This is a genomic window from uncultured Cytophaga sp. (genome assembly GCF_937863595.1).
GTDB lineage: Bacteria > Bacteroidota > Bacteroidia > Cytophagales > Cytophagaceae > Cytophaga.
Window position 1 is genome coordinate 1 of the sequence record NZ_CALMGQ010000048.1, and the last position, 13,923, is coordinate 13,923.

General features: G+C 33.6%; 13 protein-coding genes and 1 pseudogene. 7 read left to right on the forward strand and 7 right to left on the reverse strand.

Going from position 1 to position 13,923, the window contains the following annotated elements:
• The 3 genes and pseudogenes from eno to Q0543_RS03555 form a co-directional block, all read right to left on the reverse strand.
• A pseudogene (gene eno / locus Q0543_RS03545) lies at positions 1-546 on the reverse strand (phosphopyruvate hydratase); the annotation flags it as partial.
• Positions 547-1,031: 485 nt separating this feature from the next.
• The gene (locus Q0543_RS03550) at positions 1,032-1,661 is read right to left on the reverse strand and encodes a peroxiredoxin (protein WP_299249211.1); all 630 of its coding nucleotides are present in this window, start codon (positions 1,659-1,661) and stop codon (positions 1,032-1,034) included.
• A gap of 142 nt (positions 1,662-1,803) precedes the next feature.
• A complete protein-coding gene (locus Q0543_RS03555; protein ID WP_299249214.1) occupies positions 1,804-2,256 on the reverse strand; it encodes a Fur family transcriptional regulator in 453 nt (150 codons plus the stop codon).
• Positions 2,257-2,890: 634 nt separating this feature from the next.
• On the opposite strand from Q0543_RS03555, the gene Q0543_RS03560 reads away from it, so the two are divergent.
• Positions 2,891-3,373 carry a low molecular weight protein-tyrosine-phosphatase gene (locus Q0543_RS03560; protein ID WP_299249217.1) on the forward strand — a complete coding sequence of 161 codons (483 nt, stop codon included), beginning with the start codon at positions 2,891-2,893 and terminating at the stop codon, positions 3,371-3,373.
• Between the two features lie 26 nt (positions 3,374-3,399).
• On the forward strand, positions 3,400-4,263 hold the full coding sequence (locus Q0543_RS03565; RefSeq protein ID WP_299249220.1) for a fructosamine kinase family protein: 864 nt from the start codon (positions 3,400-3,402) through the stop codon (positions 4,261-4,263).
• On the opposite strand, the gene Q0543_RS03570 is transcribed toward Q0543_RS03565, so the two are convergent.
• The 4 genes from Q0543_RS03570 to yihA are packed head-to-tail and all read right to left on the reverse strand — an operon-like array spanning position 4,246 to position 6,196.
• Entirely contained in the window at positions 4,246-4,572 is a 327-nt protein-coding gene (locus tag Q0543_RS03570) for a hypothetical protein (RefSeq protein ID WP_299249223.1), read from the reverse strand. The genes Q0543_RS03565 and Q0543_RS03570 overlap by 18 nt on opposite strands.
• Positions 4,565-5,134: a DUF5606 domain-containing protein gene (locus Q0543_RS03575; RefSeq protein ID WP_299249225.1), complete on the reverse strand. Its 570-nt coding sequence runs from the start codon at positions 5,132-5,134 to the stop codon at positions 4,565-4,567. The genes Q0543_RS03570 and Q0543_RS03575 overlap by 8 nt, the downstream gene beginning before the upstream one ends.
• Positions 5,135-5,167: 33 nt before the next feature.
• Positions 5,168-5,536, reverse strand: coding sequence for an energy transducer TonB (locus Q0543_RS03580; protein WP_299249228.1), 369 nt, complete (start codon positions 5,534-5,536; stop codon positions 5,168-5,170).
• Between the two features lie 60 nt (positions 5,537-5,596).
• Positions 5,597-6,196 carry a ribosome biogenesis GTP-binding protein YihA/YsxC gene (gene yihA / locus Q0543_RS03585; protein WP_299249231.1) on the reverse strand — a complete coding sequence of 200 codons (600 nt, stop codon included), beginning with the start codon at positions 6,194-6,196 and terminating at the stop codon, positions 5,597-5,599.
• A 208-nt stretch (positions 6,197-6,404) separates the two neighbouring features.
• Between yihA and Q0543_RS03590 the strand changes: the two genes are divergently transcribed.
• The 5 genes from Q0543_RS03590 to Q0543_RS03610 all read left to right on the forward strand — a co-directional run bounded on the left by Q0543_RS03590 (position 6,405) and on the right by Q0543_RS03610 (position 13,199).
• Positions 6,405-8,423: an OmpA family protein gene (locus Q0543_RS03590; protein WP_299249234.1), complete on the forward strand. Its 2,019-nt coding sequence runs from the start codon at positions 6,405-6,407 to the stop codon at positions 8,421-8,423.
• Between the two features lie 14 nt (positions 8,424-8,437).
• Positions 8,438-10,429, forward strand: coding sequence for an OmpA family protein (locus tag Q0543_RS03595; RefSeq protein WP_299249237.1), 1,992 nt, complete (start codon positions 8,438-8,440; stop codon positions 10,427-10,429).
• Positions 10,430-10,648: 219 nt separating this feature from the next.
• On the forward strand, positions 10,649-11,380 hold the full coding sequence (ubiE, locus tag Q0543_RS03600) for a bifunctional demethylmenaquinone methyltransferase/2-methoxy-6-polyprenyl-1,4-benzoquinol methylase UbiE (RefSeq protein WP_299249240.1): 732 nt from the start codon (positions 10,649-10,651) through the stop codon (positions 11,378-11,380).
• A gap of 29 nt (positions 11,381-11,409) precedes the next feature.
• Positions 11,410-12,087 carry a porin family protein gene (locus tag Q0543_RS03605; RefSeq protein WP_299249242.1) on the forward strand — a complete coding sequence of 226 codons (678 nt, stop codon included), beginning with the start codon at positions 11,410-11,412 and terminating at the stop codon, positions 12,085-12,087.
• Between the two features lie 104 nt (positions 12,088-12,191).
• Entirely contained in the window at positions 12,192-13,199 is a 1,008-nt protein-coding gene (locus tag Q0543_RS03610; protein ID WP_299249245.1) for a T9SS type A sorting domain-containing protein, read from the forward strand.
• Positions 13,200-13,923 lie beyond the last annotated feature (724 nt).

A 13,923-nucleotide genomic window follows, 5' to 3' on the forward strand; every position in this document is an offset into this window, starting at 1 on the left:
TTCTCCCATGCGAATAGATTCTTTAAACGAAGGAGCATTATGTGGCGCAATCATAAATTCTTGAAAATCGATTGTATTGTCTGCATGTTTTCCACCATTGATAACATTCATGCAAGGCACAGGCATAATGTGCGCATTACTTCCTCCTAAATATTGGTATAAAGGAATATTTGAACTGATGGCTTTTGCTCTAGCAAAAGCCATTGAAACTCCGAGTATTGCATTGGCTCCTAATTTTGATTTATTTTCGGTGCCATCAAGTTCAATTAAGAAATAATCAAGTTCTCGTTGGTTAATAAAAGATTTGTTCTCAATCTCTTTGGCAATGATCTTGTTTACATTATTGACAGCTTTCAAAACGCCATTACCATTATACCTTTTTTGATCGCCATCTCTTAATTCTGTTGCTTCTCGTTCACCGGTTGATGATCCACTAGGAACCATCGCACGAGCAGTTGTACCATCTTCCAAGGTTATATCTACTTCAACCGTTGGGTTTCCTCTTGAATCGAGGATTTCAATTGCTTCAATTTTTTTAATTTTCATAAAATATTTTTTGTGTTGTTTAATTTCATAAAGTATTCTACTCTATGTTTGCTAAATATGTAAGAGCTGTTGATGCTTTGCAAACAACGGTTTAGATTCTGTTTTAATATTGAATGAATAGCTTGGAAGCTATAATTAAACAACCAAATCCTACCTTCTTATTATATAATTTAAAAGGAATTGATTGGATTTGAAATGATTTGGCTATAAAGAATCAAAGAGATTTACTATATATATTCAATATAAGTAAGGAATATAAAATACAATGAGACGGAAAGAATCGTTGTAGCTATTGAGAAGGAGTTTAGATTGGATAAGTATGATATTCATCATAATAAATATGTAATGAATCAAAAAAATGAGACAAAAATAATCACCTTGTTTTATTGAATTTCTAATTGAATAAAAAGAGCATATAATCAAATATATGATTTGATTATATGCCCTTAAATACTTTGTACTAAGTACTCCGTACTATATGCTTTTTAGTTCTTCGCTAAATAATCCGCTACACCTTCAACCGTAGCTTTCATAGCTTCTTTGCCTTCACCCCAGTTTGCTGGACAAACTTCGCCGTATTTTTCAACGTGTTGTAATGCTTCAACCATACGAAGTGTTTCGTCGATGTTACGACCAAGTGGAAAATCATTTATTGTTTCATGGCGAACGATACCTTCTTTGTCAATCAAGAATGTTCCTCTGTAAGCAATCGGTGCACCGACAAAAATCAAATGTCCGTTCTCATCCGTATCGTAGTCGCCTGCTAATACACCATAATTTGAAGCAATTGTTTTTGCAGTATCCGCAACTAATGGGTATTTAACACCTTCGATACCACCTTTATTTTTTGGCATAGACAACCATGCAAAGTGAGAGTTCTCTGTATCTGTAGAGCAACCTACTACAACAGTATCTTTCGCTTCAAATGCAGCTAGTTTTTCTTGAAAAGCTAAGATTTCAGTCGGACAAACAAATGTGAAATCCTTTGGGTAAAAATAAAATACAACATATTTTTTACCTAAATATTGATCCAATGAAAAGTCTTCAATTACTTCATAGCCTTTTAATACAGCTGGTGCAACAAATGATGGAGCTTTTTTTCCTACTAATGACATATTATTTATTTTTTATAAGTGAACGTTTGTGATTGAATTATGAATTATGAATTATGAATTATGAAAGTTACTTTTTAAAAGTTTTTTTTTCGTGGTTAAGTCTTTTGGTCCAACCTCCAAGTAAGCTCACCACCCTAATAATTTATAGTAAAGATATTTTCTTATCCGGATTTATTATTTCTGCTTTAATATGCACTCGAAAATCTTGTATCGTTATATTTTTGAATTTCTTTTTGGTTAAATACGTTGATAGCAGCTGTTGCAATTCAGGATCGTGGTAATCTATAATTTCGTCTGTATTGGAAAGATAAATATGATGATGTTGATGTGTATTGAAATCATATCTACTCTTGCCTGCTTCAGTTGAAACTTTCGAAATAAGTTTTGCTTCTACAAAACTATCTAAGGTGTTGTAAATAGTTGCTAATGTAATGGATGGATTATCCAGATGAATTAAGTCGTACACATCTTCTGCAGATGGATGTAGGCTAGTTTTTTGTAATGCATCATACACAACCAATCTCTGATGTGTGGCTTTCAAACCATAGTCAGAGATTTTGTCTTTAATTTCCTCAAAAGAAAGTGTTTTTTGCATTATTTTAAATAATTATTAGTTGATAATTTTTATTAACTAATAATTACTTGCAATAATATCGAATTTTGGACTACAAACAAATTAAATGCTGCCAATTATGCGATAGTTATAAATAAATTGGGAAGATTAATGGGTTAAAACGCATTGTGAGACAATAGAAGTAAATTACGTAGTTTTCTGTGACAATGAAACAGAAATAATTACGTTAAAACTGAAGGGGGAATTCAATTAAGGATTAAAAATAGTTGATTGGTACGTGCTTTTTATTCCGTAGAACTTAAAAAAGAAAATAATAAATTTACCGAACCTGATGTGGTGCAAAAGGGTATTGGAATAAATCTTGAAAGTTTGCAATTTTTTTGCTTGTAGGCATGGAAATAGTCATTCTTAAAAATGCTTTATTCGAGTAAGATTTCATTAACAAACTTATAAAAATAAGTAGATAAAGAATGAAAACTTTAGCGTAAAATGTATCTTGTTTCTTCATTACTGTCTGTTAAGCAACTTAACATGTTGGTGCAATATACTACATCTTTACGTAATAAAATATAAAAGGATATACCATGAGTTGAATATTCAAAAGAATACATATTGAAATTTTGTGCTACTTTGTATAACAAATAAATGCAATACTATGAATCAGATTAATGTACTTTTTGTGTGCTTAGGTAATATATGTCGCTCTCCAATGGCGGAAGGAATATTTAAAAAAGTTGTTGAACAAGAAGGTTTGTCTGCTTATTTTAATATTGATTCTGCAGGTACAAGTAATTATCATATTGATAAAAATCCAGATCCAAGAACTATTTCAACCTGTGAAAAAAATGGGATCCTTATAAATCATAAAGGCAAACAAATTTTTTCAAACCATTTATTTGAACAAGATTATATTATTGCAATGGACGCGAGTAATTTTGAGAATATAGAAAAGTTGTACACATCGGTAAAGCATCCAGCTAAAATAGTTTTGATGCGAGATTTTGATCCTTTGTTTAAAGGTCATGATGTTCCCGATCCGTATTATGGAGGAATCGATGGTTTTTCTGAAGTTTTTGATATGTTAATGCGTTCAACCTTCGAATTATTACAGTATATTCGCACTGAACATTCTATTTAATGTAAAACACTGAAATTTGTGTACGAATGAATAAAGAAACGATAGAAACCTTATTGATACAAGTTGTAGGCGCAGATGTAAAAGTCAATGAAGTGCGCCCTATCGGTGGCGGAAATACCAGCAGAGCGTTTGCTGTAAAGTCTACACAGGGGAATTTCTTTATTAAAACCAATCGTGCAGGTTTGGTAGATATGTTTGAAAAGGAAGTGCGTAATTTAGAATTGTTGCGAAAGGTATTACCTTTAAACACGCCGGAAGTAGTTGGTTATGGCACGGTAGATCATATCAGTTATTTTATTTTAAAATTAATTGAACCTGGTAAAAGAGTAGCAGATTTTTGGGCAGATTTCGGTCGTACGTTGTCTTTGTTACATAAAGAAACTCACACAACTTTTGGCTTAGAATACGATAACTATATTGGTTCATTACCTCAATCCAACAAACAAAATACCAATTGGGTGGATTTCTTTTTGAATGAACGTATCATGCCTCAAGCAAAGAAAGCTGAAAAAGTTCTTGGTCCTGAAATAATGTCTATGATCGATAAATTGGGTAATCGATTACCTGATTTATTAACTCAGTCTAGGCCAACTTTATTGCATGGCGATTTGTGGAGTGGGAATTTTACCTTGAATCAAAAAGGAACCGTTTGTTTGGTTGATCCTGCAACGTATTATGGAAATCGTGAAATTGAAATTGCATTTACAAAACTATTCGGTGGTTTCGAAGATGAATTTTATGATGCGTATAATGAAATATTGCCTTTAGATAAAAGCTTTTATGATACGCGTGCAGATATATATAATTTATATCCCTTACTCGTTCACGTTAATTTGTTTGGTGGTTGGTATGTAGCCTCTGTACGGGAAACGTTAAAGCGTTTCATCTAAATCGGAGGCCGTATTATTTTGATTTGAATACTTTCTACGAATCTCCATTTTTTGTATGATTCGTTTGAGTATTAAATCCGATAGCTTTTCAGCGATTTCACTTGTGTCGGGTATTCCTATAAAAATTTCTTTAACCTTACTTTCAGCTACATCAATGCGGTAAAGTCCGTTCCATAATGTAGCGATATCTTTCTCTAATAAATACAACAGTTGTTTTTTAAGATTGCTTTTAAAAAGAGAAACATCCGGACTTTCGATTTCCGGATGTTCAGGTATGTTTAGATCAAATAGTTGGAATGTTTTATTCACCTTTTGCTTTTGCTGCTTTTTTAGCTGCCGGTTTTTTAGCCGCTGGTGCTTTTTCTGTATCTGAATCAGCTTTTTCTTTTTTAGCCACAACTTTCTTAGCTGGTGCCTCAACTTCTTCAGCAGTTTCTGCCTTTTCTTTTTCCGAAGCTTTTGGTTCTGATTTTTTTGCAACCAATACTTCAGGGAAATTAGCAAATAAGATCGAATACCAATTAGCTAATTTTTTAATATCAGAAACATATACTTTTTCACGATCGTAATTCGGAAGAATAGAAGCTAAGAAAGCACCCAATTCATCATCCGAAGATTTAGAAGTGATTTTTGTATCTGCACCATATGTTGAATGGATTTTATCAAGTATTGTTTCCAATGATACTGAACCTTCTTTGTCCGTTGTATAGATGGAGATTTCATTCAATATGGATACACGTTCATTTGCACCTGCAACAAAACGTTTTTTTGAAGCGTCTACTGCTTCAAGTATAACTCCATTTTTTGTAGGCTTAAGTATTTTAAATAAACCGCCTCTGCCTGATACTGCTGCTACTTCTCTTAACTCCATTTTGCTTTTAATAGATTCGTGTTGAATAGATAATTATAATTTAAAATATACGGGTATGCTTGTTTGTGTCTTAAATCCGGGAGCATTGAATTTTAGTAATTTAACAACTCTCGCAGCTTCTTCGCCACAACCGCCACCGATGTTTTTGACAACTGAAATACTCGTCATTGTACCATCTGCTTCTAAAACTCCAGATACGATACATTCACCTTGAATTCTGTTTCTTTTTGCAGTAGGTGGGTATAGTAATTGAGCATTAATAAACTGATACATTGCTGTTTGTCCACCTTCGTAGTATTGTGCTGCAGGTACAGCTTTAGAGGGGGTAGTTTGAGCTTCTAATTCTTTAAAAGAAATAAAAGCAATTAAACCTAGGGTTAGTACAAATAAAAACTTTTTCATAATCTACATTGGTTATGGTTTAGTATACAAGTATAGGAAAAATCATTGTAAGTATTTTCCTTATTTTGAAATCTGTTTGTTGATTTCAGCAATATAATCTAATAATTCTTCTTTGCCCTTTCCTGTTTCGGAAGAGGTTGTTATCATTTTTGGAAGTTCCTCCCAATCTTTACTCAACTCTGTTGTCCATGCAGCAATATTCTTACCTAATTGAGAATTTGATAGCTTATCAATTTTAGTAAATATCAAACTAAAAGGAATTCCATTACTTGCAAGCCATGTAACTTGTTCTAAATCAGACTTCATAGGTTCATGTCTCGAATCTATAAGTAAGAATACGTTCATTAGGTTGCTACGGTTTTTTAAATAATCGTGAACCATTCTTCCCCATTTAATTCGGCTGGTCTGACTTGCTTTAGCAAAGCCATATCCAGGCAAATCGGCCAATATCCATTGGTCTTCAATATTAAATAAGTTAATTAATTGGGTTTTACCAGGTTTCGAAGAAGTTAATGCTAATTTCTTAACTCCTGTAACTGAATTTATTAACGAAGATTTACCAACATTTGAGCGACCAATGAACGCATATTCTGGAGTAGTTCTTTCGGGGCATTTTTGATAATCATCGTAACTACTGATGAATGTTGCTTGCAATTTCATATTTCGGACGCAAAGGTTATTGGGATCACAATTTACGAAAAATATTGTATACCCTCTGTTTGGTATGGGTATATTCATGTATAATTGTAACAAAGTTCGTTTATTTTTATAAATTTTTTTTTAAAATTGTATAATTCAAACGTAACCTTTACATTTAAGTTGATGTATTAAGTAGAAATATAGATTATTTCTAGAAATTTTAAAACGTATGATATTTAAGTATACTTCAATTCTTTCAAAAATTATTTTTATAAGTTATTTACTTTTAAATCTTTCTTTTTTTTCTAATGCCCAATCTGAAAAGAAATACATTAAAGAAGGAGATGCGGCTAAAGCCGCAGGGGATAATAAAGTCGCGCTTAAGCAATATCTTGAAGCGTATAAATTGAATCAAAACAATGCTAGCTTAAATAATAAAATTGGAATTCAATATATGAAGTCCGATTACCCACATAAATGTTTGCCTTATTTTGAAAGTGCTTATAAGATAGATCCTAAGGTAGATGTAGATATATTATTTAATTTGGGTGTAGCAAATCAAGAGAATCATCGTTTTGCAGAAGCATCCGAGTTTTATACCCAATTCAGAGCAACACTACCCGTTACAAGCCCTTTGTTAAAAAAAGTTGATAGAAGAATTTATGAATGTGCGAATGGCGTTGAATTTATGGCACAACCTGTGGATGTTAAAATTACATCGGCAGGTACGGTTATAAATTCTAATTTTCCAGATTTTGCACCTGTCATTTCAGCGGATGAAAAAGTAATGATTTTTACATCTAGAAGAACAGGGAGCACAGGCGGACAATTGGATGAAACGGGACAATTTTACGAAGATATTTACATTTCTAAAAAAGTAAATGGTGAATGGGGAACACCCCAAAATATTGGTGCTAACATCAATACCGATGGCCATGATGCGAGTATTGCACTTTCTGCGGATGGCTCTCAATTATTTATTTACAAAGATGATGGAAGCGGCGATATTTACTATTGTAAACTACGTGCTGATGGATCTTGGTCCAAGCCTTTGCCTATCGAAGGTTCTGTAAATAGTAGAGTCTCATATGAAAATGCCGCAGCTGTTTCTCCAGATGGTAATACCTTGTTTTTTGCTAGTAATAGAGAAGGTGGTTATGGTGGACTAGATTTGTACATGGTTAAAATGAACGAAAAAGGTTTTTGGGGTAAACCAACAAACTTAGGCCCTGTAATTAATACCGAAGACGATGATGAAGGTCCTTTTATGGATTTTGATGGAATAACACTTTATTTTTCTTCACGTGCCCACAAGGGAATGGGTGGTTATGATATTTTTAAAACATATTACGATTCTACCAGAGCAACTTGGACAGAACCAATCAACATGGGTTATCCAATAAATACTGCGAATAACGATATTTATTTTGTATTGTCTGGGGATGGTTCACACGGTTACTATGCATCTGCAAAGGATGACGGCGTTGGTGAAAAAGATATCTATATGATTTCTATGCCTCCAAGGGAAGATAAACAGGCATTGCTTGCAAAAATGAAGGCGATGAATTTAGAGATACAATCTGTCGCTCCACAAATTATTCCAACAGTAGCTGCTGTACTTTTGCCCATAACAATTAAAGGGGTTGTTAAAGACGCAGAAACCGGTAGTCCCATTTCTTCTTCAGTGCAATTAACTGACGCGAATGGAGTGTTGGTATCTGAAATTATGGCTGACCAGAATGGCATGTTTTCTTTTATAGTAAATAATAAAGAGGCAAGTCAGTATACCCTTTCCACAGAAAAAGATGGATATGGTTTTGTGAATAAAACATTTTCTGTTCCAGCAGCTGCAACTATAAGTCAAGAGATTACTCAAAACTTGGCCTTGAAAAAACTTGCTGTAGGTAACATCTTTGTACTGAGAAATATTTATTTTGATTTTGATAAAGCTATTTTAAAGGCTACATCAAATAAAGAATTAAATAACTTATTACAATTGTTACAGAAAAACCCAGCAATGGATATTGAAATATCGGGTCATACAGACAGCAAAGGTTCAGATGAATACAATAAAGTGCTTTCTAAAAAACGTGCTCAGGCTGTTGTGAATTGGTTGGTTTCAAAAGGCATATCTAAAAGCCGATTAACGTATGAAGGATATGGCGAATCTAGACCATTGGCTTCAAACGATGATGAACCAGAAGGTAGAGAATTAAATAGAAGAACTGAATTTAAAATTATCAAATAATAAACAATTACAAAATGAAAATAAGCTCCATTTTTTTTTCTGTTAGTTTGCTTTGTTTGTTTTTTTCAATGCGATCGCAGGCTCAGAATACAAAAGTATTGAAGCGCCAGGGTGAAAAATGCTATCGTAAAGAACAGTACAGAAATGCGTATCCATTTTTTGACCAAATATTAAAAACAGATACTGCTAATTTAAACGCTTTGTATAAACGAGGGGTTTGTAATTTGCACCGATTTTCAAAAGATCAAGCATTAAAAGACCTACAGCACGTCTATGCAATAGATTCAACCTATAATAAATATCTGTATTTTTGGCTTGGAAGAGCAAATCATTTAAATTATAATTTTGAAAAAGCCGAGTATTTCTATTCGAGATTTCAAAAAGAGATTTCAAAAAAGAAGGTTCAATTTAAAGAGGTTGAACGTTATAAATATCAACTTACATGTGCTGCTAAATATGTATCTAATCCAAGTGATTATTTCATCCGGAATTTAGGTAGTACTATTAATTCAAGCTTTTCAGACCATAGTCCTGTGTTATCTTTGACAGATACTTTGTTGCTTTTTACATCAAGAAGAACAAATGCAAAAGATCCAAAAGAAGAATATGATGGCGAACCTTTTGAAGACATATTCTATTCTACCAAAATAGATTCTATCCATTGGACAGAACCTGTATCGTTTCAATTAAATACTACAGGTCACGACGCATCCATTCAGTTATATGATAATGACAATAAAATATTTATTTATAGTTATTTGCATGGTGGAGATATTTATACTTCAACCAAAGAAAATGGAACATGGTCTACACCACAATCGTTAGAGGAAATAAATACAGTAGATTTTGAAGCAGATGCCTTTATAACTCCGGATGGTAAAACCTTGTATTATGCAACCAATCATTTTAAGAAAAATGGAGATTTAGATATCTATTATTTGACTAAAAATGATGATGGAACGTGGAGTAAGCCAACAGCACTTTCGTCTGTTATAAATACCAATGAGGATGAAGACGCGCCTTATATCTCTGCAGATGGTTTAACAATGTATTTTAGTTCTCGCGGGCATACAAGTATGGGCGGTTACGATATTTTTAAATCTACTTGGGATGGTGCTTCAAATAATTGGTCCAAACCTGTAAATTTAGGCTACCCAGTAAATACACCAGATGATGACTTGTATTTTATAATGAGTCATACATCTCCCAAAGCCTACTTTTCTTCGTATCGAACAGAAGGGTATGGAGAAAAAGATATTTACGAAATGTCGTCTATTGAATCTGTGATGATTGACGGGTTATTGGTTGACGGAAATAAATTACCTGTAAATCAATCGACATTAAGCGTTCGTATTCAACCCACAGCATCTGCATCTAAAAATGCCCAATCTAAAGATGTAGAAGTACAAAAGGATGGTACGTTTTCATTGTCCGCACTTTCGTCCAATAGCTATATCGTTTCTGTTTTTGATGGTAAAGAATTGATCTTACAAGATACAGTAGATGTTCCATTGTCTTCTGTAGTAGGAAAGCATCAGATGTATACGTGCGTGCTTCCGACAAAACAACAGCCAGATAGCAGTGTCGTTGATACTGTTGCAAATAATACGATCATTGCACGTGCCGATTCTACTAAAACGTCCAAAACATCTACTGTTGTAAAAAATAGTGAGTCGTATATCTATTATTTCGCATTGAATGTATCCGATGTGAGTACTTCGAACAAAGCTGATTTAAATAAGATTATAGAAGTTTTGAATGAAAACCCTGCAGTAAAAATAGTTCTTAGTGGCCATGCCGATGCATCAGGTACTGTAGCAATTAATACGATTATATCTTTAAGGAGAGCAAATAGCATTAAGAATTATATCGTATCTAAAGGAATTTCTGCTGCTAGAATTACAGTAGAATCATTTGGATCTAGCAAGCCAGTTGCTAGTAACGATACTGCGGCCGGTAGAGCTAAAAATAGAAGAGTGGAATTGAAAGTACAGAGTACTGAGTAATGAGTACTAAGTATAGAGTACAAATAGAGAAGTGCTGTTTTTTACGTTTGGGTTATATATAAACAGTACTTCTCTATTTTATTTTTTTTGGTATGGTATTGAAAATTAATCATATATATAAGTTTTTTGTTATACTTTGTACTTGGTAGGCATTAATTGGTACTTAATACTATATACTCAGTACTCTATACTTCGTACTTTCTTCGTACATTTGCACCCATGTCAGCAACAGTAAAGCCCTATCAAGAGCAAGAAGGTGATAAACGTGAGCAAGTAGAGCTTATGTTTAATAATATTTCTCCCAAATACGATTTATTAAACCGTGTATTGAGTCTAGGAATTGATAAAATTTGGAGAAAACAAGCGCTTAATTTATTAAAAAAAGATAATCCTACATATATTTTAGATGTTGCCACAGGCACTGCAGATTTAGCGATTGAAGCTGCTACACGCTTAAAAGCAACAACGATTGTGGGGATCGATATTGCAGAAAATATGCTGCAAATAGGCAGAGAGAAAATTGCTAAAAAACAGCTCGATAATATTATTACACTTCAAAAGGGAGATTCAGAAAAAATCAACTTTGAAGACAATACTTTCGATGCTGTAATCGTTTCCTTTGGAGTGCGTAATTTTCAACACTTAGAAATAGGTTTGTCTGAAATTTATCGGGTATTAAAACCTGGTGGCAATATTATGGTATTAGAATTCTCAAAACCACAAAAAGCGCCTTTTAAGCAATTATATCAGTTTTATTTTAAAAATATTTTACCTGTTGTGGGTAAGATGGTTTCTAAAGATACAGCTGCTTATACGTATTTACCCGATTCTGTAAATGCTTTTCCGGATGGTAAAGCATTTTGCGCCATACTTGAAAAAGTTGGGTTTAGCATACAACATTTCAAGCCATTTACATTTGGAGTATGTACTTCTTATGTAGGGAAAAAGTAGAATTTATCATTCGATTGTAAATAGAATTCATGAAGTCTTTAAGTATATTATTTCTTTCATTGTTTATCCTTGCAAAAGTTCAAGCGCAAGATCCACGCTGGACGAACTTGCCTTTCTACGATGATAAGTTCATGCATTACGGCTTTACGCTTGGTGTAAATGCATCCGGATTTCAGTCTAGAGTATCGCCTAATTATTTTAATGATACCGTTAGAAGTGCTGCAGGTACGTATACACCAGGTTTTTCTTTGGGTTTTATTGTAAACTTTCGTTTGCACGATCACTTTGATTTGCGCGTATTGCCAACCGTTGGTTTTTATAGCCGTAACATTAAATACGATTTTTATAATTCCTCCGAAATACAAACCATAGAGTCCACTTTTATGGAAATACCCTTGATGTTAAAATATAAATCCATGCGCAGAAACAATTCTAGAATGTATGTGATTGGTGGTTTAAAAGCAGCCATTGAGGCAGGCGCTAAGAAAAAACAACGCAAAATAACGGATTTACGTACAGACGGATTTGATTTATGTTTGGATTTAGGTGTAGGAATGGATTTATACTGTCCTTTATTTAAATTTTCTCCTGAAATACGCTTTTCTCACGGCTTATTAAATCTCTTAAGTCATGATCCTAACATATATAGCTCTAGTTTATCCCGATTATCGTCCAATACAATTTCTTTATTCCTAAACTTTGAATAAAATGTGGAATAATTTCTAGCCGATTTTGGACTTTAGTATTAAAATTTTATATATTTGGTACATCGATTGACAACAATTAATTAAACAAAATAAATCAAACAACTATGAAAAAAGTTTTACTTTCTTTATCAATGCTTGCAGCTGTAGCATTCGCTGCAAATGCTCAAAATCAATTTGTAATTTGGAATGCAGCAAATGGTACTACTCAGATTACTGGTTCACCATTCAATTTTGGTGTTCCTGGTACTGGAAATCCACCTCTGGTTCCTGCAGATCCTGTTGTAGGTCCAACTCCAGTAAATGCTGGTTTGTTCGTTGATACTGCAGCTTATGTTATAAGAGCTAATGGATCATGTGCAGCAACCAAATATTATGTTGGTGGTATGGGCGCAGCTTCATTTGCTGCTCCACAAGTTGGGAAACCATGGGGAACTGGTGTAACTATTTCTGGAAAGGCTTTATCAACTTATTTTTTAAATGTTGAGATTAAAGCAAGCGGTTCTACGGCGCCTAAAATTAAAATTCAATTGTCTGCTAGTGATTCTACAAATGTTCAAGGTTATATTTTAGATTTAAGTCCTACAGGTGCGACAGGTGTTGCAACTTCTGGTGGATTTAAAATGTACAGTATTCCACTAAGTTCTTTCAGTAATACAATTGGTGAATACGGTGATCCAATCAATAAAACTGGTCACTTTATGACAAAGGCTTTTGCTGACTCTCTATTTAAAATTGAATATTCAGTAAATCTTGGTACAACAACTGACGGTTCTGGTTCAGTAAATTTTGAAATGAAAAATCAGTGGTTAGGTAATTCTAAGACTGGCATTACTACTTCTACTACTTCTGCTGCTGTTGCTAACGTTTCATCTACAAAAGTTTATCCAAATCCAACTGCAACAGGTGAATTCTTCGCTCAAATTAATTTGAAAAATAATGCTTCAGTAAACATTATCCTTTCTGATATGACAGGTAGACAAATTTCTACAAGAGCTGCTGTAACTGGTGTTGATACTAAAATCGAAACAGTTGGTTTAGTAGCTGGTATGTACACTGTAACGTATGTTGTAGATGGTACTCCTGCTAAAACTGAATTAGTTGTTGTTAAGTAATTAACACACACTAAATATTTAAAAACCCTGATCGGAAACGGTCAGGGTTTTTTTGTGCGTTTTTTGTTTGATTTTTTTGTTTGTTTGCCATGGCGAATGGGATTCGTCGGATTAGAATGATTATTTAGATTGGTCTGTCTTAGAACGTTTCCGATTGAAAAATGAATTCTATACACCACAAAAGAATCTATTAAAGTAATGACCCTGGTAAGGGTCACATATGTATAGAAATATCACCACCCAATAATACTACGCGCAATACCGAAGGTATTATTCTTTTAGAATAATGGGGAATAGAACTCCCTTCGGGAGCGCGTGTTTTCTTTTGTTTTCTGATTTGCTATAAATATATGATCCCTACCGGGATCAGTTCTTTGATACGCTATATTCTTTTGAATGAACTTTCGCCTCAAAACCGGGACAAGTTATGATTTTTCGCAGGGGTGTGCTTTTCGGCCAACCATTTTCAGATCAATGAGCTGCATTTTGTCTGAATTGGGATTCATCGTATGATGGGATTATTTAGATCGGTCTGTCTTAAAACATTTCCGATTGAAAAATGAATCCTTCACATCACACAAAACTATTTAATTTATGACACTGGTAAGGGTTACATATTTATAGAAATATCACCACCCAATAATACTACGCGCAATACCGAAGGTATTTTTCTTTTAGAATAATGGGGAATAGAACTCCCTTCGGGAGCGCGTGTTTTCTTTTG

Excerpts from the sequence above, each read along its gene's own strand:
- Q0543_RS03605 (WP_299249242.1), top strand. The coding sequence starts at position 11,410 with ATGAAGTCTTTAAGTATATTATTTCTTTCATTGTTTATCCTTGCAAAA.
- Q0543_RS03610 (WP_299249245.1), top strand. The coding sequence starts at position 12,192 with ATGAAAAAAGTTTTACTTTCTTTATCAATGCTTGCAGCTGTAGCATTC.
- Q0543_RS03575 (WP_299249225.1), bottom strand. The coding sequence starts at position 5,134 with ATGGAGTTAAGAGAAGTAGCAGCAGTATCAGGCAGAGGCGGTTTATTT.
- Q0543_RS03565 (WP_299249220.1), top strand. The coding sequence starts at position 3,400 with ATGAATAAAGAAACGATAGAAACCTTATTGATACAAGTTGTAGGCGCA.
- Q0543_RS03590 (WP_299249234.1), top strand. The coding sequence starts at position 6,405 with ATGATATTTAAGTATACTTCAATTCTTTCAAAAATTATTTTTATAAGT.
- Q0543_RS03555 (WP_299249214.1), bottom strand. The coding sequence starts at position 2,256 with ATGCAAAAAACACTTTCTTTTGAGGAAATTAAAGACAAAATCTCTGAC.
- Q0543_RS03560 (WP_299249217.1), top strand. The coding sequence starts at position 2,891 with ATGAATCAGATTAATGTACTTTTTGTGTGCTTAGGTAATATATGTCGC.
- ubiE (WP_299249240.1), top strand. The coding sequence starts at position 10,649 with ATGTCAGCAACAGTAAAGCCCTATCAAGAGCAAGAAGGTGATAAACGT.
- yihA (WP_299249231.1), bottom strand. The coding sequence starts at position 6,196 with ATGAAATTGCAAGCAACATTCATCAGTAGTTACGATGATTATCAAAAA.
- Q0543_RS03580 (WP_299249228.1), bottom strand. The coding sequence starts at position 5,536 with ATGAAAAAGTTTTTATTTGTACTAACCCTAGGTTTAATTGCTTTTATT.
- Q0543_RS03550 (WP_299249211.1), bottom strand. The coding sequence starts at position 1,661 with ATGTCATTAGTAGGAAAAAAAGCTCCATCATTTGTTGCACCAGCTGTA.
- Q0543_RS03595 (WP_299249237.1), top strand. The coding sequence starts at position 8,438 with ATGAAAATAAGCTCCATTTTTTTTTCTGTTAGTTTGCTTTGTTTGTTT.